Source organism: Nitrospira sp., from assembly GCA_035968315.1.
Lineage (GTDB): Bacteria > Nitrospirota > Nitrospiria > Nitrospirales > Nitrospiraceae > Nitrospira_D.
This window is the reverse complement of sequence record JAVYIN010000002.1, coordinates 129,545-150,792: the sequence shown is the minus strand read 5'-3', so window position 1 is coordinate 150,792 and position 21,248 is coordinate 129,545. Positions and strand designations below refer to the sequence as shown.

The 21,248-nt window shown below is 60.2% G+C and carries 25 protein-coding genes; 8 read left to right on the top strand and 17 right to left on the bottom strand.

Going from position 1 to position 21,248, the window contains the following annotated elements:
* The first annotated feature begins 5 nt into the window (after nt 1-5).
* From RI101_00985 to RI101_00975, 3 genes are all read left to right on the top strand, one after another.
* On the top strand, nt 6-1,289 hold the full coding sequence (locus tag RI101_00985) for an efflux RND transporter periplasmic adaptor subunit (GenBank protein MEC4888609.1): 1,284 nt from the start codon (nt 6-8) through the stop codon (nt 1,287-1,289).
* 74 nt (nt 1,290-1,363) lie between these two features.
* Entirely contained in the window at nt 1,364-2,107 is a 744-nt protein-coding gene (locus tag RI101_00980) for an ABC transporter ATP-binding protein (GenBank protein ID MEC4888608.1), read from the top strand.
* Nucleotides 2,107-3,342, top strand: a complete 1,236-nt coding sequence (locus RI101_00975; protein ID MEC4888607.1) for an ABC transporter permease — start codon at nt 2,107-2,109, stop codon at nt 3,340-3,342. The genes RI101_00980 and RI101_00975 overlap by 1 nt, the downstream gene beginning before the upstream one ends.
* A 77-nt stretch (nt 3,343-3,419) precedes the next feature.
* On the opposite strand, the gene RI101_00970 is transcribed toward RI101_00975, so the two are convergent.
* The 5 genes from RI101_00970 to RI101_00950 form a co-directional block, all read right to left on the bottom strand.
* A complete protein-coding gene (locus RI101_00970; protein MEC4888606.1) occupies nt 3,420-4,667 on the bottom strand; it encodes a DUF3391 domain-containing protein in 1,248 nt (415 codons plus the stop codon).
* 94 nt (nt 4,668-4,761) lie between these two features.
* Nucleotides 4,762-5,346, bottom strand: coding sequence for a RusA family crossover junction endodeoxyribonuclease (locus RI101_00965; protein MEC4888605.1), 585 nt, complete (start codon nt 5,344-5,346; stop codon nt 4,762-4,764).
* An 8-nt stretch (nt 5,347-5,354) separates the two neighbouring features.
* Entirely contained in the window at nt 5,355-5,795 is a 441-nt protein-coding gene (locus RI101_00960; protein ID MEC4888604.1) for a hypothetical protein, read from the bottom strand.
* Between the two features lie 13 nt (nt 5,796-5,808).
* The gene (locus tag RI101_00955) at nt 5,809-6,006 is read right to left on the bottom strand and encodes a helix-turn-helix domain-containing protein (protein MEC4888603.1); all 198 of its coding nucleotides are present in this window, start codon (nt 6,004-6,006) and stop codon (nt 5,809-5,811) included.
* A 170-nt stretch (nt 6,007-6,176) separates the two neighbouring features.
* A complete protein-coding gene (locus tag RI101_00950; GenBank protein MEC4888602.1) occupies nt 6,177-6,995 on the bottom strand; it encodes a ComF family protein in 819 nt (272 codons plus the stop codon).
* A 112-nt stretch (nt 6,996-7,107) separates the two neighbouring features.
* Between RI101_00950 and RI101_00945 the strand changes: the two genes are divergently transcribed.
* Both RI101_00945 and RI101_00940 read left to right on the top strand, forming a co-directional pair.
* A complete protein-coding gene (locus RI101_00945; protein MEC4888601.1) occupies nt 7,108-7,839 on the top strand; it encodes an ABC transporter ATP-binding protein in 732 nt (243 codons plus the stop codon).
* Complete coding sequence (locus tag RI101_00940; GenBank protein MEC4888600.1) at nt 7,836-8,765, top strand: dihydroorotate oxidase; 930 nt, start codon at nt 7,836-7,838, stop codon at nt 8,763-8,765. The genes RI101_00945 and RI101_00940 overlap by 4 nt, the downstream gene beginning before the upstream one ends.
* A gap of 2 nt (nt 8,766-8,767) precedes the next feature.
* On the opposite strand, the gene RI101_00935 is transcribed toward RI101_00940, so the two are convergent.
* Nucleotides 8,768-9,037, bottom strand: a complete 270-nt coding sequence (locus RI101_00935) for a response regulator transcription factor (GenBank protein ID MEC4888599.1) — start codon at nt 9,035-9,037, stop codon at nt 8,768-8,770.
* A gap of 166 nt (nt 9,038-9,203) precedes the next feature.
* Between RI101_00935 and RI101_00930 the strand changes: the two genes are divergently transcribed.
* Nucleotides 9,204-11,822 carry an FtsX-like permease family protein gene (locus RI101_00930; protein MEC4888598.1) on the top strand — a complete coding sequence of 873 codons (2,619 nt, stop codon included), beginning with the start codon at nt 9,204-9,206 and terminating at the stop codon, nt 11,820-11,822.
* Between the two features lie 235 nt (nt 11,823-12,057).
* On the opposite strand, the gene RI101_00925 is transcribed toward RI101_00930, so the two are convergent.
* The 10 genes from RI101_00925 to rplU form a co-directional block, all read right to left on the bottom strand.
* On the bottom strand, nt 12,058-12,333 hold the full coding sequence (locus tag RI101_00925) for a hypothetical protein (protein ID MEC4888597.1): 276 nt from the start codon (nt 12,331-12,333) through the stop codon (nt 12,058-12,060).
* Nucleotides 12,333-12,617 carry a hypothetical protein gene (locus RI101_00920; protein ID MEC4888596.1) on the bottom strand — a complete coding sequence of 95 codons (285 nt, stop codon included), beginning with the start codon at nt 12,615-12,617 and terminating at the stop codon, nt 12,333-12,335. The genes RI101_00925 and RI101_00920 overlap by 1 nt, the downstream gene beginning before the upstream one ends.
* Nucleotides 12,618-12,658: 41 nt before the next feature.
* The gene (gene bioB, locus RI101_00915; GenBank protein MEC4888595.1) at nt 12,659-13,654 is read right to left on the bottom strand and encodes a biotin synthase BioB; all 996 of its coding nucleotides are present in this window, start codon (nt 13,652-13,654) and stop codon (nt 12,659-12,661) included.
* Between the two features lie 77 nt (nt 13,655-13,731).
* On the bottom strand, nt 13,732-15,132 hold the full coding sequence (locus RI101_00910; protein ID MEC4888594.1) for a tetratricopeptide repeat protein: 1,401 nt from the start codon (nt 15,130-15,132) through the stop codon (nt 13,732-13,734).
* 67 nt (nt 15,133-15,199) lie between these two features.
* A complete protein-coding gene (gene rsfS, locus RI101_00905; GenBank protein ID MEC4888593.1) occupies nt 15,200-15,583 on the bottom strand; it encodes a ribosome silencing factor in 384 nt (127 codons plus the stop codon).
* A gap of 28 nt (nt 15,584-15,611) precedes the next feature.
* Entirely contained in the window at nt 15,612-16,331 is a 720-nt protein-coding gene (gene nadD, locus RI101_00900) for a nicotinate-nucleotide adenylyltransferase (GenBank protein MEC4888592.1), read from the bottom strand.
* Nucleotides 16,332-16,364: 33 nt separating this feature from the next.
* Nucleotides 16,365-17,486, bottom strand: a complete 1,122-nt coding sequence (gene proB, locus RI101_00895; GenBank protein ID MEC4888591.1) for a glutamate 5-kinase — start codon at nt 17,484-17,486, stop codon at nt 16,365-16,367.
* Nucleotides 17,468-18,493, bottom strand: a complete 1,026-nt coding sequence (gene obgE, locus RI101_00890; GenBank protein ID MEC4888590.1) for a GTPase ObgE — start codon at nt 18,491-18,493, stop codon at nt 17,468-17,470. Before obgE ends, proB begins: the two co-directional genes overlap by 19 nt.
* Nucleotides 18,494-18,618: 125 nt before the next feature.
* Nucleotides 18,619-18,882: a 50S ribosomal protein L27 gene (rpmA, locus tag RI101_00885; protein ID MEC4888589.1), complete on the bottom strand. Its 264-nt coding sequence runs from the start codon at nt 18,880-18,882 to the stop codon at nt 18,619-18,621.
* Between the two features lie 22 nt (nt 18,883-18,904).
* The gene (rplU, locus tag RI101_00880) at nt 18,905-19,219 is read right to left on the bottom strand and encodes a 50S ribosomal protein L21 (GenBank protein ID MEC4888588.1); all 315 of its coding nucleotides are present in this window, start codon (nt 19,217-19,219) and stop codon (nt 18,905-18,907) included.
* Nucleotides 19,220-19,446: 227 nt separating this feature from the next.
* On the opposite strand from rplU, the gene RI101_00875 reads away from it, so the two are divergent.
* Both RI101_00875 and RI101_00870 read left to right on the top strand, forming a co-directional pair.
* Nucleotides 19,447-19,791 (top strand): PilZ domain-containing protein, encoded by a 345-nt coding sequence (locus RI101_00875; protein ID MEC4888587.1) that lies wholly within the window; start codon nt 19,447-19,449, stop codon nt 19,789-19,791.
* A 129-nt stretch (nt 19,792-19,920) separates the two neighbouring features.
* Nucleotides 19,921-20,835, top strand: coding sequence for a branched-chain amino acid transaminase (locus RI101_00870; GenBank protein ID MEC4888586.1), 915 nt, complete (start codon nt 19,921-19,923; stop codon nt 20,833-20,835).
* 70 nt (nt 20,836-20,905) lie between these two features.
* On the opposite strand, the gene secG is transcribed toward RI101_00870, so the two are convergent.
* The gene (secG, locus tag RI101_00865; protein ID MEC4888585.1) at nt 20,906-21,247 is read right to left on the bottom strand and encodes a preprotein translocase subunit SecG; all 342 of its coding nucleotides are present in this window, start codon (nt 21,245-21,247) and stop codon (nt 20,906-20,908) included.
* Nucleotide 21,248 lies beyond the last annotated feature (1 nt).

The window sequence follows — 21,248 nt, the reverse complement described above, 5'->3', positions numbered from 1 at the left end:
TTGGCATGCGGCGTATCGGAATCATTCTGGCGGTCGTGGGGCTCGGGCTCGCCATTGGCGGCTATGTATTTTTTACCGGGGAGCGCAAGGCGCCGGTCCGGTATCGAACCGCGGCGATCGAGCGAGGCTCGATCGTTTCCATTGTCAGCGCCACCGGGACGATCAATCCCGTCGTGTCCGTTCAGGTGGGCACGCAGGTGTCGGGGATGATCAAGAGCCTCCATGCCGATTTCAATTCCCGCGTCAAAGCGGGCGACACGGTAGCGGTCATTGATCCTGAGCCGTTCAAGGCCCGACGGGATCAGGCGGCCAGCAATCTGGAGATGGCGCGAGCCAATGTCGCGCGGGCAAAGACGGACTGGGGGCAGCGGAAGCGTGAATTGGATCGAGTGAAGTCCCTCATCGCCCAGAATTTCGTCTCGCAGAATGATGTGGATGTGGCGCTGACCAACGCGCAGAGTGCGGAGGCGCAAGTGCACGTGGCGGAAGCGCAGGTGCGGCAGGCCGAAGCGGCGTTGAATTCGGCCGATCTGGATCTGAAATATACGGTGATCCGGTCTCCGGTCGACGGAATCGTCGTGGCCAGAAATGTCGAGGTTGGGCAAACGGTGGCGTCGAGTTTTGCGACGCCGAATCTGTTTCTGATCGCCTTGGATCTCACCAAGATGCAAGTCGATACGAATGTCAGCGAGTCGGATATTGGCGGGATGACGGAGGGAAAAGACGCGACGTTTACGGTGGATGCCTATCCCGGCGTGAAGTTTTCCGGCACGATTCGCCAGGTTCGTCTCGCGCCGATCAATGTGCAAAATGTCATTACCTACAATGTGGTGGTGGCGGTGGATAATCAGGATTTGCGGCTCAAGCCCGGTATGACGGCGAACGTTGCCATCGTGGTGGCGCAAAAAGACCAGGTCTTGAAGGTCCCGAATGCCGCCTTGCGATTCACGCCCCCCAAGGGCGGAGGGGGGGAGGGCGCTTCGTCCGAAGGCCGGTCCGCGAAGGCGGACGGAAGGCCGTCCGGCGGACGGCCCTCATCCGTTCCGCCAGACATGGCAGGGACGGCCCGTAAGGTTTGGAAACAAGATGAGTCCGGCGAGCTCGTGCCTGTATCCGTTCAAACCGGGATTTCCGATGGTGTGGCCACAGAGATCGTCGGAGGCCCGCTGGCGGAAAACGATGTGGTCATTGTGGGCCAGGATGTCCCGCGCGGCACTCGTGCCGGCGGTGAGCTGCCTCCGGGGTTCGGGAGCGGCGGACAGCAGAAATCGCGGAGCCGGGGAATCTAAGTTGAGACGGGTCTGGCGTAGAGGCCGATTCGGGGATGTCTCTTCGGCCCGAACGTCTGTGAGGGGGATGTCTTGTGGGTGAGATCGACGGCCGGCAGACGGACTCCCTGATCCGCTGTGAAGATTTGTGGAAGGTGTACCGTTTGGGCGATGTGGAGGTGCATGCGCTTCGCGGATTGAACCTGACGATCGAGCAGGGTGAATTCGTGGCGATCATGGGCTCTTCGGGGTCCGGCAAATCGACCTTGATGAACATGCTGGGCTGCCTCGACCAGCCGACCGAGGGGCATTATTGGCTGAACGGCGTCGATGTCGCGGGGCTTCTGGCCGACGAGTTGGCGGAGATCCGGAACCGGCAGATCGGCTTCGTGTTTCAAAGCTTCAATCTCATTCCCCGCACCAGCGCCTTGGAAAATGCCCAACTGCCGCTCTTTTACCGGGGCCTTCCCCTTCGCGAGCAGCGCGCGCTGGCGGCGGCCGCGCTGGAGCGTGTGGGGCTCAAGGGCCGGGAGCAGCATTACCCCACGCAATTGTCCGGAGGGCAGCAGCAACGAGTGGCCATCGCCCGGGCGCTGGTGACGACCCCTTCGCTGCTGCTTGCCGATGAGCCGACCGGAAATCTCGACACCGAATCGAGCCGGGAGATCATGACTATTCTCGACCGATTGAACAAGGACGAAGGCATCACCGTCATTCTGGTCACGCACGAGCCCGACATTGCCGCCTATGCCTCGCGGGAAGTGGTGATTAAAGATGGGCAGGTGCTGACCGATCGTCAGACCAAGCCGAAAGAACCGTCTTCTCTGGCGGGGGCCTGATGCCGGCTTTTCTCTTGCTCACCATTGTCACCGCGGTTCGCATTCTCAGCCGTAACCGGCTTAGGGCGGGCTTGACCATGCTAGGCATCGTGATCGGGGTGGGGGCTGTCATCGCGATGGTCAGCATTGGCGAAGGGGCGAAAGCTGCCGTTCAGGCCCAGGTGGCCACGATGGGAACCAATGTCATCATTATTCTGCCGGGCGCCACGACCGCCACGGGCGTGCGGGGAGGGCAGGGAGGCAAATTTACGCTCACCACCTCGGATGGGGTGTACTTGAAAAAGCGGATTCCGCTCCTTCGCGATACCGGGTGGGCGAAGCGGGACGCGATGCAGGTGGTCAACGGCAATCGCAACTGGAATGTGCGGGTGTACGGAATCTCCCCCAGCTATTTGACGATTCGTGATTGGTCATATGAGAAAGGCGGAGAATTCACACAGTCGGATGTGGACACGGCCTCCCGAGTCGCGATCGTTGGACAAACGGTCGTGGACAACTTGTTTGAGGCGGGCGAGGAGCCGGTTGGGGCCGCCATTCGCATTAAGAATGTTCCGTTCCGCATTGTGGGGGTGCTGACGCCGAAGGGCCAGTCGGCGGAGGGGGTGGATCAAGACGATGTGATCTTCATTCCGTTCAGCACGGCGGAGCGGAAAGTGTTTGGCACGCAGTTTTTCGGTTCCGTCGGGGCGCTTTTTGCGTCGACCGAGCGGGCGGAGGATCTGGGGCCCGCCACGGAGCAGATTCGCGAGGCGCTCCGGGCCCGGCATCGGCTGCAGCCCGATCAAGAGGACGATTTCACGATCAAGACGCAGGTTGATATCGGAAAGTTGCAGGAGGGAACCAGCGAAACGCTGACCGTCATGCTGCTCTCGATTGCGGCCGTGTCGCTCTTGGTCGGGGGGATCGGGATCATGAACATTTTATTGGTGTCGGTCACGGAACGGACCAGGGAGATCGGCGTGCGCATGGCCGTCGGCGCCAAGCGGCGGCATATCCTCATCCAGTTCTTGATTGAAGCGGTGACCTTGAGTTTGCTGGGCGGGACGATTGGCATCATCGTCGGTGTGGTGGGGGCTCGTCTGACGACGGTGATCGCCGGCTGGCCGACGATTATTTCCGGCAGTACGGTGATTGCGGCGTTTCTGTTTTCCCTCGTGGTCGGTTTGTTCTTTGGCCTGTATCCGGCCAACAAGGCGGCCCGTCTGAATCCCATCGAGGCGCTTCGCTACGAGTAGCCTCCCTCCGCTGCCCAGGCAGGCAAACCGGTTGGAGTGCGTTTCAGGCATGATGCCTTGGCCGAGATTTGTGCCGGCTAGGCGGCTCGGGAGGGAGCATGAGTGGGTGCTGGCTCCGGTGTCGCCAGCACGGTTTCAATGGCCCGCTCAGGCGATCCGTCCCCCTGATGGGCGAGGTCAACGAGCAGCGGATCCGGCGTTTCGATTCCGGCGGGAGTATGGGTGATGGTTACCACCGGCTGATGGAGCGCCGAGGGATTGAGGTCTGTCACGACCGCCTGTTCTTGTGTGTTCAGGCGGACGCGGCTGTGAACGGGGTAGATGCCGACGAGCTTAATGAATTGCGACAAGATGGTTTGATCCAAGATGCCGTCCTGGGATTCCCGATAGAGGCGTTGCAGGGCCTGGTAGGGGGCCAGAGGGGAAGCGCCCCCGAACCCAGTGATGAGTTCGTCGTAGTGGTCGGCAATGGCGAGAATGCGTGACCGCTCCGAGGTAAACTCGCCTCGCGTGCCGTGAGGATAGCCTGATCCGTCCAGCCGGACATGGTGCTCGCCGATCAACTGGAGCACTTTGGTCTCAAACCCGCCTTGGCGTTCGAGAGTCAGAATGCTTAATTGCGGGTGCGATTCGAGCAGATGCCGTTCTCGCTGGGGCAACGGGTTCGACGTATTGGCGCTGCGCCGAACGATATTCGCAGGAATTTGGAGGAGCCCGATATCGTGCAGCAATGCCGCCGTGGCTAACTCTTGAAGCTCCAGCGGGTTATGTCCAAGCGATTGTCCCATCACCAGCGCCAGCGTACAGGTGGAGAGGGCATGCTGGCTGAGGGAGGCATCGCCGGCCCGCTGGGCGCTCAATGCCATGAAAAGAGCTGAATTGGGAAGCGTTCTTGCGACGATGGTTACTTCCTGGATGGCTTCTGTGACTTGGCGGCGATTGACCGTGCGGTGTTCGGAGATGGAGGAAAAGACGGAGCGGACGGTCTGTTCGATTTGTTTCTTGGCTACGCTGGCCTGGGCATATTCCTCATTGAGCTGAGCGAGCGGTTTCGGCCCCTGCGAAGGCATCTGGGCGAGGGACGTCTGGAGGGATGTGCGCAGAGCGACTGAGGTGCGGGGCTCCTGGGGATGTTCGACGTCATCCCCCCGGGACAGATCGATCGTCACCCGCGTGATGCCGATCCGGCGCAATTTTTCGATTTGAGCCTCGGTTTGGACCAGAAACCGGTGTCTCAGAAAGGGAGAGCGGAACCAGGACACGTCCAGTTTGGCTACGTACATGCCCACGCGCAGTTGTTCGATCGGAATGAATTTGGTTGCCATGATGGTGGATATGTTGACGCTCCTGAAAAGAACTCACCTCTTTATCGGTCGAACGAGTGAAAGTCTAAAGCCAAATGGCGGGGGTGGCTTGAGATTATTCTTTAGGCACGCGCTGATCGGCGAGCGAGAGCCAGACCTCGATGCGGGGGTTGGTGCTGTCCAGATCTTTGTACAGGTGGGTTTCGACAATACGGTTGTCATTCAGCCCGATCCCTTCACAGAGGGCGTCCTGGGCGATCTTGAGCCCGCCATCGACGTCCCGGCGCAAGGGCGAGGTGAAGAAGAACCGGATGGAGAGGGCCAGCGGTTCCGTGCGCAATCGTTGCATCAACGCCTGTTTCTGCGGAGATCGGGAGAGGGCGAGCAGGAGTTGTTGCCCCACATGGAGTTTGTAGCTGCGCCCTGCCGATGAAAGGACGCGCCGGCCGTTCACCGTGGCGTATTGATGATTGATGCTCGGAGGGACGGGCAGCGTGATGCAGAGCCGATCGGCGGTAATCGTCGCGGCAGTTGCGGGGATGTGGAGCGGGGGGCGCGGTGGTTTGGGGCGGGCCAGAACGCGTGCGCCGGACAGCGGGGTGTTCGTGGCCGAGTCCGATGCGCTGGGGCGTCGATAGGAGGTGGTTCGGATCGGCAGCTTTGAGGAGCGGGGGCCTGTGCGGCGTCGGCCAGCGGGCATGGGGCTAGTTATAGGAGATTCTGGATTTTCGCCATGTTGTGCTCATAGCGGTCTTCGGTGCGGGCGATGTAGCGGCGCCATTCACTGGGGTTCCAGATTTCCATGCGGTGATAGAGTCCGACGAGGGTGATTTCAAGGTCTTCGTCCACCGGGACCAGCTTTCGCAAACGGCCGGGAATGAGAATGCGCCCGGTCTTGTCGATTTCCGATGTGCCGGCTTCCGAAACGACGAAGTGCATGAACAGCCGGCTCTGGTCTTCGTCCAGCGTGGTGCGCGTTCGCTCCAGGACCTTCTCCCATTCCTTCATCGAATAGAGGAGGAGCGATTGCTCCGGCCCCTTGAGAAACATCACCGCCTGGCCTTCGGCCTCGATCTGTTCACGGATCGGGGAGGGCACGATGAATCGGCCCTTCTCATCGACTTTGCAGTGATATTCGCCAGCAAACATCGTGCGTCCTAATTTACGAGGGGAGGGCGGTTCTGGTTCGATCGCGGATCCACTGCTCCAGATCCGAACGTACGAATCGCCATTCTTTCCCAAGCTTGAAGGCTGGAATCTGTCTGTTCTGTATATAGCGATAGAGCGTGCGGGTCGTAATCTTCAAGTAGCGGCATGTCTCCGCCACCGTCATCAATTCGCTCTTCGGGGCTGTCCCCATCGTCCCACCTGTGTTGAGAGGGCCTCTTCCTCATAAGACTCCTGAATATAAGGGTCATTCTAGGGATTGATGCGTGAATGTCAAGTGAATTTATATGACATTGCCTGTCATAGACCGTCACCAGTGTCTATTCGTGTCTTCGGAATTATCCAAAATGGCCATCGTGTTGCCTATCCGCCGAGCAATCCCAGGGAATCGTTGGCGCGCCGGGCCAGTATCCGGTCCGGGACGACACTCGACTCGACGGTTCTGGCCAGGGTCAGCACAAGGATCTCTCCTGCCCCCGCTTGTCTGAGCACCTTGGCGCACTCGTTGACCGTGGTGCCGGTGGTGAAGACATCGTCGATGAGCAGCACGCGTTGTTGCGCAATGGGTTCAGGGTGGCGGACGGCAAACGCCCGGCGGAGATTGTTGAGCCGTTCCTTCCGCGAAAGTGTGCTTTGCGGATCCGACGGCATGGTGCGGATGAGATTGGTGAAGGAGAGGGGGCGCTGTAGATGACGGGCAACCCGGTCGGCCAGCAGCAGGGACTGATTGAATTCCCGCTCCCGCAAACGAGACGGATGCAGCGGGACTGGCATGATGAGATCCGCCTGCAAGGCGGGCGGGAGCGCATCGATCATCAGCTGGGCCAGGGGGCGGGCCAGCGAGACTTTCCCCCGATATTTGAAGAGGCAGATGGCATCTTGCAGCGGGGGGAGATAAGGAAACAGCGTCCAGGCCTTCGTATAGGCGGGCGGCCGCACAGTGCAATGGTGGCAGCGGTGGGACGGGCTATGGGTGAGGGCCGCAGGAGATGGCAGAGGGCGGTCGCATTGCGCACAGCGGGACAAGGCGAGCGGCGCGATGGAGCGCCAGCAGGAAGCGCAGAATAGCGGCACGGGATCATCTCGGAGCGGCGATCCGCAGGCCGCACAGTCGGCGGGCAACAAGACCCGGAGGGTCTGCCGTACCAAATCCGAAAGCCTGTGCAACCCAATCCCAGCCATCGATTGTTCTCAGGATTCACAAGGGGCCGCGCACAATTTCTAGGAGGAATCCCCGCCGGCTGTCAAGGTTGTGGCCTTCTCAAGGGGTATGTTATAGGAGGAAGGCCGTGGCATGGGATGGAGCGGCAACCGGAGGGTGATGGGCATGGTGAGGCTGGTGCAGCTCTCCAAACGCTATGTGCGCGGCGAGACGATGGTGGCGGCGCTCTGCGATGTCAGTCTCGAGGTCGGGCGCGGCGAGTTCTGTGCCTTTGTCGGGCCGAGCGGGTGCGGGAAAAGCACCTTATTGGGGTTGGTCGCGGGTCTCGACCGCCCGACGTCCGGGGAGATTCTCCTCGACGGTCGCAGGGCGGCGAGTTTTACGAGCAATGATTGGACCACGGCGCGGCGGGATGTCATCGGGATTGTCTTTCAGGCCTTTCATTTGCTCCCAGGGCTGACGGCGTTGGAAAATGTGTCGTTGCCGCTGCTCCTGCGCGGCGAGAGCGGCAGTGCGGTCGGTCGTCGGGCGGCGGAAGTGCTGGAGATGGTGGCGATGACTCATCGGACGCACCATCGTCCAGGGGAGTTGTCCGGTGGCGAACAGCAGCGGGTGGCGATTGCCCGGGCGCTGGCCCATCGGCCGAAGGTCTTACTCGCCGACGAACCAACCGGTAATCTGGATTCTCACCAAGGAACGGACATCATGGCATTGCTTCGATCGATGACGAAAGCCGAAGGGGTGACGGTGTTGCTGGTCACGCATAGCCAGAGCGCGGCACAATGCGCTGACTATGTCTGGACCATGCAGGATGGCCGGCTGGTGTCGCGCACGACCCCGTCCGCGCTCACAGGTGCCGCATGACGGATCTTTCTACAACGATTGCGGGGGTCACGTTTCCAAGCTGTTTCATGAATGCGGCCGGGGCGCTCTGTGTGACCCGAGAGGAGCTGGAGGCGCTGGGCCGGTCGCGCGCCGGGGCCATCGTCACCAAGTCGATGACGGTCGAGGCCCGGCAAGGCAATCCGGAGCCGCGGTATTACGGATTTCCCGGCGGCTCGATCAATTCCATGGGGCTCCCCAATCTCGGCTATCGGGCCTATGCGGACATGATCCCCGAGTTGAAGCGGTTCGGCAAGCCGGTGATTGCGAGTGTGGCGGGGCTCTGCGAGGACGACTTTCCGACCATTGCCGCCGTGATCAACGCGGCGCAGCCCGACTTGATCGAAGTCAACCTGTCCTGTCCGAATATTCCCGGCAAGCCCCAGATCGGCTATGACCCGGAGGCCTCCGAGCGCCTGTTGAAGCGGGTGCGCAAGGTCATTACCGTGCCGATGGGCGTGAAGCTTCCGCCTTACTTCGATCCCGCGCATCATGAGGTGATGGGGAAGGTGATTGGCCGGTGCGAGGTCGATTTTCTGAACATGATTAACTCGGTCGGCAACGGCCTCGTGGTCGATCCGGACCGTGAAGAAGTCGTCATCAAGCCAAAAGGCGGCTTTGGCGGCCTCGGGGGGACGATTATCAAGCCGGTGGCGCTGGCGAACGTGCGGGCCTTCTACAAGATTTTTCAAGGGAAGATTCCGATCATCGGCACCGGAGGCGTGATGAATGGCATCGATGCGTTCGAGCATTTCTTGTGCGGGGCGTCGGCGGTGCAGGTCGGCACAGTCCTGGTGGAAGAAGGCCTTGGGGCCTTTGGCCGATTGGAAGCGGAGCTGTCCGCTCAACTGGCGAAGAAGGGCTATGGCTCGATTGCGGACTGCCGGGGAAAAGTGAAGGAGCTGTAGGGTTACTTGAGGCCGAAGTTGCGGGGCAGCAATCCCTGCTGAAGGGCCTGCCGGAGCAGTTGCGCCACGTTCCGTACGTTCAATCGCCGCATCAGGTTGAAGCGGTGCACCTCGACGGTGCGGATGCTGATGTCGAGCGTCTCGGCGATCTCCCGATTGGTATGACCCAGCGCGACCATTTTGAGAATTTCCCGTTGCCGCGGGGTAATCGACAGCTCGACTTTCGGGTGCCGGTCTATTTGCAGTGCGGTATTGCCTCGACTTCTTGCCATAACGTACTCCCGATCTAGGGTTCCCTGAGAATCTAGCAAAGGGATGAATGTCTGTAAACGAAACTGCCGATTTCTGCACGTGGATTCGATCGGCACGTACTCAGTCGTTTTCACTGATAGTGTTTATACGTAGGTGAATGCTCATGTTCTTACGATGTGGTGCCGCATGATGGCCTGGCTGACGCTCTGTGCGTTGCTGCTGCGTGTCCATCTGACGCAACGGCCCTTTCGGACCATGCTCACCGTAGTGGGCGTGGCGTTGGGCGTGGCGGCATCGGTGGCGGTGCGGACGGCCAATATCGAAGTGTTGCACTCGTTTGAGCAGGCGGTGGTCACGGTCGCCGGACCGACGACGTTGGAGGTCTCAGGGGGAGATTTGGGGATCGACGAGCAGCTCATCGCAACGGTACGGGCGGTGCCATGCGTGGCGTCAGCCTCACCGGTGCTGGCGCAGACGGCGGTGCGGTTGGATGCCGTGGGGCAGCCCGGCGGCGCGCTTCATGTGTTGGGTCTCGATCTGCTGGCCGAGATCGAGCGCCGGGGATTCCGGCTCTCCAAGGAACAAGGCCAGAATCCCATCGAGGATCTGCTGAGCGCCGACCGTGTGTATCTCGGGCGAAAGTTGGCGGCCGATTGGCAGGTTGGCGCGGGAAGTACGATCGCACTTCAAATCGGTCCGCGCCCAGTTCAGGTGCAGATCGCCGGGGTGCTGCAAGACCAATCCGATCGTGCGTCATCGTGGGATCATCTCGCGATCATGGACATTGCCGCTGCCCAAGTCCTGTTCAACATGGTGGGGCGGCTCGACCGGATCGACATCATCACAGAGGCGGACGCGTCCGTTGAGGCCGTGGCACGGGCGGTGCGCGCGGCCGTGCCGCCGCATCTGACCGTCGAACGGCCGGCCAGCCGAACGAAACAGGTCGAGCAGATGGTGCGGGCATTCCGGCTCAATCTCACGGTCTTGAGCTGGGTCGGGCTGTTGGTGGGCATGTTTCTGATCTACAACACGATGGCCTTTGCCGTGGCGCAGCGACGGCGGGAGATCGGGATCTATCGCGCAATTGGCATGACGCAGTCCCGCGTCGCCGGCCTCTTTCTGGTCGAAGCGGCTTTGTTCGGGCTGCTCGGCGGGATAGTTGGGAGCCTGGGCGGTGTGGTGCTGGCGCAGAAGCTGGTTGGGCTGGTCAGCCGGACGGTATCGGACCTCTATGTGCCGTTGAGCCAAGGGGAGGCGGCGTGGTCAGTCTCAGCGGAGCTGTGGCAGGCCTCATTCGAAGGGGTGGCGATCGGCTGTCTTGTGTCGATGATCGGGGCCATTGCCCCGAGCCTCGATGCCAGCCGGACGGCGACGATCCGTGCGCTGGCCCCCGGCGACTATGAAGCCAGCCGGCAACTGCGCGTGGGAATTCTGGCGATGGGCGGGATCGGATTGCTCGTGGCGGCAGGGTGCTTAGCCCTGGCCAGTCCGCTCGGCGGGGTGCCGGTCTTGGGCTATCTCGCGACGTTCTGTCTGCTTGGCGGACTCTCGTGTCTGGCGCCGGGCTGTGTCACTGGTTGGCGAAGGCCGAGCCCCCAACGGAATCGCATTCCCGGTGTTCAAGGCGCCATGCGCGACATTGCGGTCGAGCATGCGGCCAGAAATCCCGGTCGAAACGGCGTGACGGTCTCCGCGTTGATGGTGGGGCTGGCCATTATGATCGGTGTGCTGATCATGGTGCGCAGCTTCCGGCATACCGTTGAGTTGTGGATCAACGAGACGATCATTGCCGATATCGTCGTCGCGCCATCGACCTGGTTGCGAGAAGCCAATGGCGGGAGCGGGACGAAGAGCCTGCCGCCAACCTGGCGTGACCGGCTGGCTGAGATTCCCGGCATTGCCGAGGTCGATACTTATCGGGATGTGCGGGTGGAGGTGCAAGGGCAACGTGTGGCCATTGTCTCGCGCGATCTCCGGCTCCATGCCAGACGCAGCCAATATCTCGTGCGCCAGGGACACTCAACCGAATTGTTGAATCAGGCGGTCGAGCGCGGGGGCATCGTGGTGTCCGAAGTACTGGCCAACCGGCTGAGTATCCAGGAGGGCCAGTTGCTGGAACTCATGACGCCGCAGGGGGCAAAGTCGTTCCCCGTCGTGGCCGTGTTCTACGACTATGCGACTGACGGCGGGAAACTGGTCATGGATCGCAGCCTCTATCAATCCCTCTGGCAGGACGAACATGTGACGGTATTTCCGATTTATCTGCAAACTGGGGCTGATAGAGAGCAGGTCCGGCAGGCGATTGCCGGCGCATTGCAGCACACGCAGGACCGGACGCTGCCGCCGCTTATCATTAGTAATAGCGAGTTGCGCAAGGAGATTCTCGACATCTTCGACCGAACCTTCCTGCTGACCTATGTGTTGGAAGCCATCGCCGTCATCATCGCCATGCTGGGCATCGTGAATACGTTGGTGACGTCTGTGTTGGAACGTCGGCGCGAGTTTGCCACGCTCCGCGCGATCGGCGGCAGTGAGGAGCAAATCAGGCAATTGGTCTTGTGGGAAGCGGTCTATCTGGGTGTGGTCGGTATCGCGCTGGGACTTGTCGGCGGCGGACTGCTGTCCCTGCTGCTCATCAAAGTGATCAACAAACAGTCATTTGGTTGGACGATCCAGATGGTTCTGCCTCTTGGCGCCCTGGCCCAAGCCGTCGGCTTGGCAGCTGCCGCCACCCTGATTGCAGGGTATTTCCCCGCCCGCTGGGCGGCGCGGCAACCGGTGGTGGAGGGGTTGAGAGAGGAGTAATCGGTTAGTCTGTCTTTATTGTGACATCAAGAGCGTTCACAAACCTCGCGGTTCCTTCGCCACCACCTTGCCGTTCTCCCATATATAGATCGCGTGCCATGCATGCGGGCGGTTTTGCGAGCCACCTTGGCGGCTCTGCGGAGTACGCGTCCGGCGGCTTGTGAAAAGGCGCTCGAAGATTGTTTCTTGGGCGATCGCATTGCTAATGCTCGCTCCTCGGTATGGGGACGGTTCGCTATCGGTAGATCTCGTCATGTGTTCCGATGTCGAGAAGGACGATCTCTTTCTTGGTCACTCTCAAGGTAAGCGTGATGCGATGCGAATGAGTCAGGCTGACGGCATGCAGCCCTTCCAGCTCGCCTTTGAGCGCATGTAGACGTAACTGTGGCTGAAATGGATCGGCTTCTAGCCCTCTAAGGGCTTTAGCCAGAGGCTTCTTCAGTTCTGGGTGGGCTTGTGTGAACTTGGCCACACGTCGATCAAAATAGCTGGTGGTGGCCAGCGTGTACATCAGGATTCGAGATGAAGCTCGTCGATGAGTGTTTTGGCCGAGATGCGACGGATGCGCCCTTCCTTGAGGTCCTGTAACGATCGTCTGATTCGGGTCACATATGATTTGCGATACCGCTCCGCCAATTCCTGGTACTGTGCTTCGGCCATGATGACATAGGTGGGCTCGTTGTCTTTGAGGACGTGGACCGGCCCACGCTTCAGTGCATTGTCGATGACGGAGAGTCCTCGACGCCTGATTTCAGTGGCCGGAATAGTTTTTTGCACTGCGTTGGATGATCGCATGGCGCTATGCTAGCCGAAGCGATGAAAGACTACAAGATCGATCAGCTCGCCACCGGCTGCTGGTAATCGACCTCAATCTTGAATCCCAGATCTTCGATCATGCCCCAGACTTCGGGGGCGGGGGAGCCCGGTGTCGTCAGGTAGTTATTCACGAAGACCGAGTCGGCCGGGTAGAGGGAGAGGGGCTGGAGGCTGCGGAGGTTGTGTTCGCGGCCGCCGGCGATGCGGAGTTCCGTGCGCGGATGCAGGAAGCGGAAGAGGCAGAGGACTTTGAGGCAGCGTTGCGGTGTGAGGGCGGCGATGTTCTCCAGCGGCGTGCCTTCCACCGGATTGAGCATATTCAACGGAATCGAGTCCGGTTTCACGTCGCGCAGGGCGGTGGCCAGGTCGATGAGGTCTTCGTTGCTTTCCCCCATGCCGACGATTCCGCCTGAGCAGATTTCCAAGCCCGCGGCGCGCGCATTCTTGATGGTCGAGAGCCGGTCCTGGAAGGTATGGGTGGTGCAAATCGACTCGTGGTAGGCCTCGCTGGTGTTCAGGTTGTGGTTCACGCGGTCGACGCCGGCCGCCTTCAGCCGCTTCGCCTGTTCCTCGTTCATGAGGCCGAGCGAGCAGCAGATCTGAATCGGGATTTCCTGCTTGATCGAGCGCACGGCCCCGGCGATTTCATCGATTTCCCGATCCAAGGGGCTGCGTCCGCTGATGACGATGCAATAGCGCTGGGCCTTTGAGGCGGCGGCCTGGCGGGCGCCCTCCATCATCTGTTTCTGCGGGAGCAAGTTATAGCGCTCGATCGGCGCCGTCGAAATGGCGGATTGCGAGCAGTAGTGGCAGTCTTCCTGGCAGGCGCCGCTCTTGGCGTTCTGCAACATCTGCAAGCGGACGGTGCGGCCGAAGTATTTCGAGCGGACTTGAAAGGCGGCATGCAGCAGCGCGAGCAGATCGTCGTCCGGTGCGGTCAGCACGGACAGCGATTCCGCTCTGGTGAGCGGTTCGTCGTTGAGGGCTTTGTGCGCCAGCTGCATGTAGTCGGTCATGACGGACACCTTTCAGTGGTGAACACGAGCACGAGGGTTATGGAACAAGGGTTTTGAGCACTCAGACGAGGGAAAACCTACACGGTTTCAAACGGAGAAGCAATGCCCTGATAGGGGACGGTGGGGGCCGTAGGCGCGCCTTCAGCCGGCACTGCGGACGGTTGGCTGGCTTCGAGCCAGGGGAGTGCGGTGAGGGTGTTCCAGCGGGCGCACCGGCGGCAGCGGCCGGACCATTCCAGCGATTCCTGCTGGCACTGGGTGCAGATATAGGGAACGATCACGCGCTTCTTGAAGTTGAGGGCTTTTTTGAGTTCCACAATGGCCTGCTCGAAGTGCTGTTTGCGCAGGTACAGATTGGCCATGATTTTGTGATAGTCGAGCAGATGATCCTGCGGCCCTTCGATGGTCGAGAGGACGTCGAAGGCCTCGTCCACCATTTCGAGCCGGTAGTAGAGCTTGCCCAGATAAAATTGCAGGACAGGGTTTTGCGGGTCCTGCTGCAGCGCTTCTTGATAGACGCGAATGATCTCGCTCGGCTCGCCTTGTTCGAGAAAGAATTCTTCCAGGCGATGGAGAATAATCACGCTTTTGGTGCGCGCGTAGACTTTCTTGAGGATTTCGACGGCGTCCTTGGTTTTCCCTTCATGGATGAGGATTTCCCCCATGCCGATATAGGCGGGCAGGAAGCTGCGGTCTTTCTTGATGGCGCCGCGGAAGTACCGGCGGGCTTTGTCGGGATGGCCCCGTTCGAGCAGCTGGCGGCCGACTTCATACATGCACCCGACGAGCAGTTCGGCTTCGGCTTGTTTGTCCGGCTCCGGGAGGTTGGCCTTCAAAAGGCGGTGCTGGATCTCCAGCGCATCGCTCCACTTTTCCAGCTTGATGTGCAAGTCGCGTTTCCGAATGAGCGCGGTCAGGTTATCCGGCTCGATCTTCAAAATCTTCTGAAGGGTCAGGAGCGCGTCCTCGTAGCGTTTGGCTTTTTCGAGATCTTTGCCGAGTTCCAGCAGGACTTCGATGTTGCGGTCGTCAATGCGATGGGCATGCTGGTGCAGCCGAATGGCTTCGGCGAAGTTGTGTTCGGAACGATAGATATTGCCGAGCCAGAGCAGCGAGTCCACGCGATTGGGGTCCATCGCCAGGGCTTTTTCAAACAGGCTGATGGCTTCGACGGTCCGCTTGGACATGAAGGCATGGGTGCCTTCCCGGTGCAGCGCGTCCACTTTCTCTTTCCGGCGCACCAGGCGGGTGCTTTGCCAGGTGAGGATGGCGTGCGCGGTTTGCTGCAGGCCGACGATAAAGGCCACGATCACGGCGCCGATGGCCATGGAAATCAGGGCGAGGGTGACGGGGCTGAGTTCAAACTCGACGGACGAACTCGTGCGGACCAGCACCGTGCCGGGGTTGAGTTCGCGGAAATAGCTGTAGATAAAGACGCCGGCGCTGACGAGGAAGATGGTGAGCAGCAGTCTGAGCATAGCTTAGCAGCCTGTCACGCAACAATGATCGATGCGGCCCAGTCTGACAAGACTGACCGGCATAGTGTTAGGCCGACTTTTTCGCGCGCGGTTTCCGCACGGCGGCGCGTTTCTTGGGCGCCGCGATTGGAGCCGGCACCGGGGCTTCGTCTTCGATGGGCACCAGTTTGGCGTCGCTCCAGAGCCGTTCCAGCGCATATTGTTCGCGCGTGTCTTGCCGGAAAATATGCGCGACGACGTCTCCAAAATCCATCAGCACCCATTGTCCGGACGACAGGCCTTCGATGCTCAGCGGCCGGTCGCCTTTGCTGGACATGATCCCGTCGATATGGTCCGCAATGGCGCGCGTTTGCCGGTCGGATTCCGCCGACCCGATCACGAGATAATCGGCCACCGACGTGAGGGGGGCGACATGGAGGATCTGGACATCGAGGGCCTTTTTATCGAGCATCGCCCTTCCGATGACAAGGGCGGTGGCCTTAGATGTGCGTGCGATTGTAGTCCTCCTGGTACAGCTGATGCTGGAGTATATAAGATTCAACAGGGGGCGGCAACAAATTTGCTAGCGTCGCGCCGCGTTGTACGCGCTGCCGGATATCGGAGGCTGAGATCGTACAGGGTGCGAGCGGCAGGCAAATGAGGGTGCGTCCCGACGGCAGGGGGAGATCGAGTCGATGGATCAAGCCGGAATCCAGTGCGGCCAGTTGATCTGCGTCGATCTTGGGGAGCAGCGGCAACGAAGCCAGTGCGCGGTAGGTTTGCCCAGGCCGTGAGATGACGATGAAGGAGCAGGCGTCGAGGAGGGCTTCGGGCTCCCGCCAGGTCGGTAGATCGATAAAGGCATCAAGGCCGATGATAAAGAACAGCGCGGTCTCAGGCCGTTGTTGCGGCTGGAGTGCACGAATGGTATCGATGGAGTAAGATTTTCCTTGCCGTGCAATCTCAATATCGGAGAGCGCAAATGCGGGATTGCCGGTGATTGCCAGGCGCACCATTTCATAGCGATGCCGGGCCGGTGCCAGCGCGCCGGATTGTTTATGGGGCGGATCGCCGGTTGGAATGAATAGGATGCGGTCTAGCGCCAGGAGCGTATGGGTTTGTCGCGCGATTGCGAGGTGGCCGTTGTGAATTGGATTGAAACTGCCGCCGAAGAGGCCGAGTCGGGGTGGACATGAAGAGGGGGAATCGGGGGCCGTCATAACGCCGTAGTCACGATCCCGCGCCGCATGGTTCTAGAGGATGACCAGATTATCCCGGTGAATGACTTCTTCATATTCCTGTGGGCCGATCTGTTGCTGGATATCGGGTGTTTTGAGTCCCTTCATGCGGTCGAGCAACTCTGAAGAGAAATTCACGAGACCCTTGGCAAATTCCTTTCCGTCCTGATCGAGGCAGCTGACCGGATCGCCGGTTTCGAAGGGGCCAGTGATCTCGACGATGCCCGAGGCCAGCAGGCTCTTGCCCCGTTGTGTGAGCGCCTCGACGGCTCCCTGATCGACCCGGATCTGTCCCCGCGCCCGCAAGGTGAAGGCAATCCAGTGCTTGCGGCTCGTGAGCCGCCGCTCTTTCGCCACAAACAAGCTGCCGCCAGATCCGCCAGCCAGTACGTGAGGGAGCAGGCCCGGTTGTTGCCCGTTCACGATGAGTGTTGCCACGCCGTATTCGCCGACCTTTTTGGCGGCGCGGACCTTGGTCGCCATGCCGCCCGTCCCTTCGAACGTGCTGGACATGCCGGCTTTGCGTTCGATTTCTTCGGTGATTTCGGGGATGAGCGGAATCAGCGTGGCGGCCGGATTCTTGCGGGGGTCCTCGGTAAACATGCCGTCCACGTCGGATAAGATGACGAGCAGATCGGCATCCACGAGATGCGCGACCTGTGCGGCAAGGGTGTCATTGTCGCCGACGCGAATTTCATCGACCGCGACCGTATCGTTTTCATTGATGATCGGGAGCACGCCGAATCCAATGAGGGCTGTGAGGGTATAGCGGGCGTTCAGAAACCGGCGGCGGTCAGCCAGGTCTTGGTGGGTCAGTAAGATTTGGGCGACTTGGATATTGAGCCGGTCGAAGGCTTTTTCATAGGCCCACATGAGCCGGCTTTGTCCCACCGCGGCGGCGGCTTGTTTCACCGGCAGGTTCTTCGGGTACTCCTTCAGCTGGAGTTTTTTGATGCCGGACACGATGGCGCCGGATGAGACGACGAGCACTTCCCGCCCATCCGCCCGGAGCGCGGCGATTTCGTCGGCCAGACGTTCGATCTGTTCGGGGCGGAGTCCGCTGGCGCGGGAGGCGATCAGGCTGCTCCCGATTTTGACGACGATGCGTTTGGCGCTTTTTAGGAGTTCGTCTCGCACGGCGTGTTCCTGAGGCTGTCCACTTTCTTTCCGACGAACGCGATCAGCTCGTCGAGTCCTTCTCTGGTGGCGGACGATACCGGGAAGCATTTGTATTTGCGGCGCTTGCAATAGGCCTGGAGCTGGATCAGGCGATCGGATGCGCCGCTGATATCGACTTTGGTGGCGACGATCGCGAAGGGGCGCTTGTTCAAGGTCTTATCGTAGGCATCCAGTTCCTGCCGCATAATTTCAAAACTGGTTACCGGCTCTTCTGTCGCCCATTCCGAGACGTCGATCAGATGGAGCAAGACGGAGGTGCGTTCGATATGGCGGAGGAATTGAATCCCCAATCCCTTGCCTTCCGATGCGCCTTCGATCAACCCGGGAATATCGGCAACCACGAAGCTGCGGTCCGATCCCCAGCGGACGACGCCAAGATTCGGCACCAAGGTGGTGAATGGATAGTCGGCGATTTTGGGCCGCGCCGACGAGATCGCGGCGATGAGCGTGGATTTGCCTGCGTTCGGAAAGCCGACGAGCCCCACGTCGGCCAGGAGCTTGAGCTCGAGGCGCAGGTGTTTTTCTTCGCCCTCCTTGCCGTGCTCGAAATGCGTCGGAACCCGGTTGGTCGGCGTGGCGAAGTTCCCGTTGCCGCGGCCGCCTCGTCCTCCCTGGGCGATGACGGCTTGATCGCCATCGGCGACCAGATCGGCCAGGACGTCGCCGGTGTCCTCGTCGTAAATGACGGTGCCCACCGGCAGCGTCACGACGACGGACTTTCCGCAGCGTCCAGTGCAGTTGGAGGCGCCGCCGTGCCGTCCGTCTTCTGCTTCGTAATGTTTTTGGTAGCGCAGATCGAGCAGCGTGGTCAGCCGATGGGAGGCGGCAAATACGACGTCGCCGCCGTTTCCGCCGTCTCCTCCATCCGGTCCGCCTCGGGGCACGAACATTTCCCGGCGGAAACTGCAGGATCCGTCTCCGCCTCGCCCGGCTTTTACTACGACTCGAACTTCATCGACAAACATGCGGTGTCCTTCAGCGCTCATTCGCGATCGGATATGGAGGGATGAGTATACCTGACCCTGCCCCTGATAGGGGAGGGTCAGAATACGATCTCAAGCGAATTTCAAAGAGAGCGAATGAGCGAGGCCTAGGATTGGGCAGGGGCGGGGTACACGCTGACTTTTCGTCTGTCGCGCCCACCTTCGAACTTCACTACGCCGGTCACCTTGGCGAACAACGTGTGATCTCTGCCGAGATCGACATTGAATCCCGGGAAAAACTTCGTGCCGCGCTGACGGACGATGATGCTGCCGGCTGTGACGGTTTGTCCGCCATAGGCCTTCACGCCCAGATATTGTGGATTACTATCCCGCCCGTTCCGTGATGATCCGCCGCCTTTATTTGTTGCCATGGCAAGTCCTTCTTATACGTGCTTATGCCGTTGCAATGCCGGTTACGCGCAAGCTGGTGAAGCCCTGACGATGCCCGCGGGTGCGCCGGTAGCCCTTCCGCCGCTTCTTCTTGAATACGGTGATGGATCGGGTACGCCCGTGACGGACGATTTCAGCGGTCACCTTGGCCCCTGGGACCAACGGCTGCCCGATGACGACGCCACCTTCACCGTGGACGAGCCGGACTTGATCCAGCTCCACCGAAGCTCCCACGTCACCCTCCAATGAGGCAACTTGCAACAGAGAGCCTGTTTCAACTCGATACTGCTTACCGCCTGTCTCAATGATCGCGTACATTGCTATATTCCTCCCAACAGGAACGCCTTGTGTAACATAGGGTTCTGTAGAGTGTCAAGCGACGGCTTCAATGGCTGATCTGTGCAGGGAGGGTATGTGTCGCCTCGATCATCGTGCCTCCCCCTCTTTTGTGGGCTATGAGAGCGGATGTTTTTGGACGTATTCTCTGACGTGTCAGGGCAGATGGATGTGCCGGTATTACAGATTATTGAGCAGGAGTGAGAGGGATGCCTCAGACCACGCGATTCATCATTCGAGCCTACCACCGTATTCCTGTCCGTTGTCTTCTGTATTACATGGGGGGCGAATTTCTGGGCAAAGGGACGGTGGTGAATATGTCCAGAAAGGGGATGCGCGTGCTCGGCGATCATCAAGTGGTGCCGGGGATGGAGCTGGTGCTGCGGCTGTCACTGCCGGACAAGGATGAGCCGGTCGAAATTCAGCGTGTGGTGGTCCGGTGGGTTCGCGGGCTGCTCTTCGGGGCGAAGATCGTGACCGTGAGTCCGGACGGCGAGGAGCGTGTCGGGACGTTTCTGAGCTCCCGCCTGCGGTCCTATTGCGCTTCTTCGTAATTCAATTCAGACCGCGCGTCTACGGTGTTGGCGGAGCGCGGCTCGCTTGACCCCTTCTCGACCCCCACGTTATAGTCTGCGAATTCTTTTTTCCCCGTCGTCGGCCATGTCGTAGAGGAGTGCTATTCGATGCTGGAGCCAGTCGAGAAGATTTGGATGGATGGCAAGTTGGTGCCCTGGGCGGATGCCAACGTCCATATTTTGACCCATTCGCTGCATTACGGACTCGCCGCGTTTGAAGGGATCCGCTGTTACAAGGGACAGTCCGGTTCCGCGATTTTCCGTCTTCAGGAGCATGTCGACCGGCTGTTCGACTCCGCGCATATCGGGATGATGGAGATGCCGTACGATCGCAAGCAGATCGCGGACGCCATCGTCGAGACGGTGCGGGCCAATCGCCTCGATGCCTGCTACATCCGGCCGCTGGTCTATATCGGCTATGGCGCCATGGGTGTGCATCCGGGGAACAATCCGATCCGGATTGCCATCGCGGCCTGGCGGTGGGGCGCCTATTTGGGTGACGATGCGCTGGCCAACGGGATGCGTGCGCGGGTCTCGTCCTTTACCCGGCATCATGTGAATGTGTCCATGACGCGGGGAAAGATTTCCGGGTACTACGTGAACTCGATCCTGGCCAAGCGGGAAGCCAAAGTGGACGGGTATGATGAAGCGATTATGCTCGACCCGGAGGGGTATGTCTCGGAAGGGACCGGAGAAAATATTTTTATCGTTCGCCGAGGCAAGCTCAAGACGACGCCGCTGACGTCGATTCTAGAGGGGATTACCAGAAGCTCCGTGATGGAGCTGGCGCGTGAACGCAATATCCCGGTGGTGGAAGAGCGGTTTACCCGCGACGAGATGTATGTGGCGGACGAAGTGTTTGTAACCGGCACCGCGGCGGAGCTGACACCGGTGCGGGAAATCGATAACCGGCGCATCGGAACCGGCAAGCCCGGCCCGGTCACGCTGGCCCTCCAAAAGGCCTTTTTCGCCATCGTGCGCGGCGAAGATCCGGCCCATCAAGCCTGGCTGACCCGCGTGTAGCCGTTTCGGCTCACGCGGGGCGCCATCATTTCAATCATAGAGCGGTTCGATCAGGAAGAAACAGGTGTGTCTAGTGAGCGGCCGCTGGCGCGTCGCTGGCCGGCTTCGTCTCCGCCGGCGGAGCCGCCGGTGCGGCAGGCGTGTCTTTCGAATTGAGGTCGATGACGGTCGAGGAGAAGTTCCGTTGCTTCGCCAGGATGGCCAGGCTGAACGAGGTCAGCATGAACACGGCGGCGACGATGACGGTGAGTTTGCTCAGGAAGTTCGCCGGGCCGCGGCTGCCGAAGACGGTCTGGCTGGATCCGCCAAAGGCCGCGCCGATTTCCGCGCCCTTTCCCGATTGCAGCAGGATCGCGCCGATCATCAGGAAACAGACGAATACATGAAGAATCACTACGAGCGTATACAGCATT

What these genes read in the sequence shown, in the direction of transcription:
- RI101_00985 (MEC4888609.1), top strand. Translation starts at nt 6, where the DNA reads ATGCGGCGTATCGGAATCATTCTGGCGGTCGTGGGGCTCGGGCTCGCC.
- RI101_00975 (MEC4888607.1), top strand. Translation starts at nt 2,107, where the DNA reads ATGCCGGCTTTTCTCTTGCTCACCATTGTCACCGCGGTTCGCATTCTC.
- RI101_00970 (MEC4888606.1), bottom strand. Translation starts at nt 4,667, where the DNA reads ATGGCAACCAAATTCATTCCGATCGAACAACTGCGCGTGGGCATGTAC.
- RI101_00965 (MEC4888605.1), bottom strand. Translation starts at nt 5,346, where the DNA reads ATGCCCGCTGGCCGACGCCGCACAGGCCCCCGCTCCTCAAAGCTGCCG.
- RI101_00960 (MEC4888604.1), bottom strand. Translation starts at nt 5,795, where the DNA reads ATGTTTGCTGGCGAATATCACTGCAAAGTCGATGAGAAGGGCCGATTC.
- RI101_00955 (MEC4888603.1), bottom strand. Translation starts at nt 6,006, where the DNA reads ATGGGGACAGCCCCGAAGAGCGAATTGATGACGGTGGCGGAGACATGC.
- RI101_00950 (MEC4888602.1), bottom strand. Translation starts at nt 6,995, where the DNA reads ATGGCTGGGATTGGGTTGCACAGGCTTTCGGATTTGGTACGGCAGACC.
- RI101_00945 (MEC4888601.1), top strand. Translation starts at nt 7,108, where the DNA reads ATGGGATGGAGCGGCAACCGGAGGGTGATGGGCATGGTGAGGCTGGTG.
- RI101_00940 (MEC4888600.1), top strand. Translation starts at nt 7,836, where the DNA reads ATGACGGATCTTTCTACAACGATTGCGGGGGTCACGTTTCCAAGCTGT.
- RI101_00935 (MEC4888599.1), bottom strand. Translation starts at nt 9,037, where the DNA reads ATGGCAAGAAGTCGAGGCAATACCGCACTGCAAATAGACCGGCACCCG.
- RI101_00930 (MEC4888598.1), top strand. Translation starts at nt 9,204, where the DNA reads ATGATGGCCTGGCTGACGCTCTGTGCGTTGCTGCTGCGTGTCCATCTG.
- RI101_00925 (MEC4888597.1), bottom strand. Translation starts at nt 12,333, where the DNA reads ATGTACACGCTGGCCACCACCAGCTATTTTGATCGACGTGTGGCCAAG.
- RI101_00920 (MEC4888596.1), bottom strand. Translation starts at nt 12,617, where the DNA reads ATGCGATCATCCAACGCAGTGCAAAAAACTATTCCGGCCACTGAAATC.
- bioB (MEC4888595.1), bottom strand. Translation starts at nt 13,654, where the DNA reads ATGACCGACTACATGCAGCTGGCGCACAAAGCCCTCAACGACGAACCG.
- RI101_00910 (MEC4888594.1), bottom strand. Translation starts at nt 15,132, where the DNA reads ATGCTCAGACTGCTGCTCACCATCTTCCTCGTCAGCGCCGGCGTCTTT.
- rsfS (MEC4888593.1), bottom strand. Translation starts at nt 15,583, where the DNA reads ATGCTCGATAAAAAGGCCCTCGATGTCCAGATCCTCCATGTCGCCCCC.
- nadD (MEC4888592.1), bottom strand. Translation starts at nt 16,331, where the DNA reads ATGACGGCCCCCGATTCCCCCTCTTCATGTCCACCCCGACTCGGCCTC.
- obgE (MEC4888590.1), bottom strand. Translation starts at nt 18,493, where the DNA reads ATGTTTGTCGATGAAGTTCGAGTCGTAGTAAAAGCCGGGCGAGGCGGA.
- rpmA (MEC4888589.1), bottom strand. Translation starts at nt 18,882, where the DNA reads ATGGCAACAAATAAAGGCGGCGGATCATCACGGAACGGGCGGGATAGT.
- rplU (MEC4888588.1), bottom strand. Translation starts at nt 19,219, where the DNA reads ATGTACGCGATCATTGAGACAGGCGGTAAGCAGTATCGAGTTGAAACA.
- RI101_00875 (MEC4888587.1), top strand. Translation starts at nt 19,447, where the DNA reads ATGCCTCAGACCACGCGATTCATCATTCGAGCCTACCACCGTATTCCT.
- RI101_00870 (MEC4888586.1), top strand. Translation starts at nt 19,921, where the DNA reads ATGCTGGAGCCAGTCGAGAAGATTTGGATGGATGGCAAGTTGGTGCCC.
- secG (MEC4888585.1), bottom strand. Translation starts at nt 21,247, where the DNA reads ATGCTGTATACGCTCGTAGTGATTCTTCATGTATTCGTCTGTTTCCTG.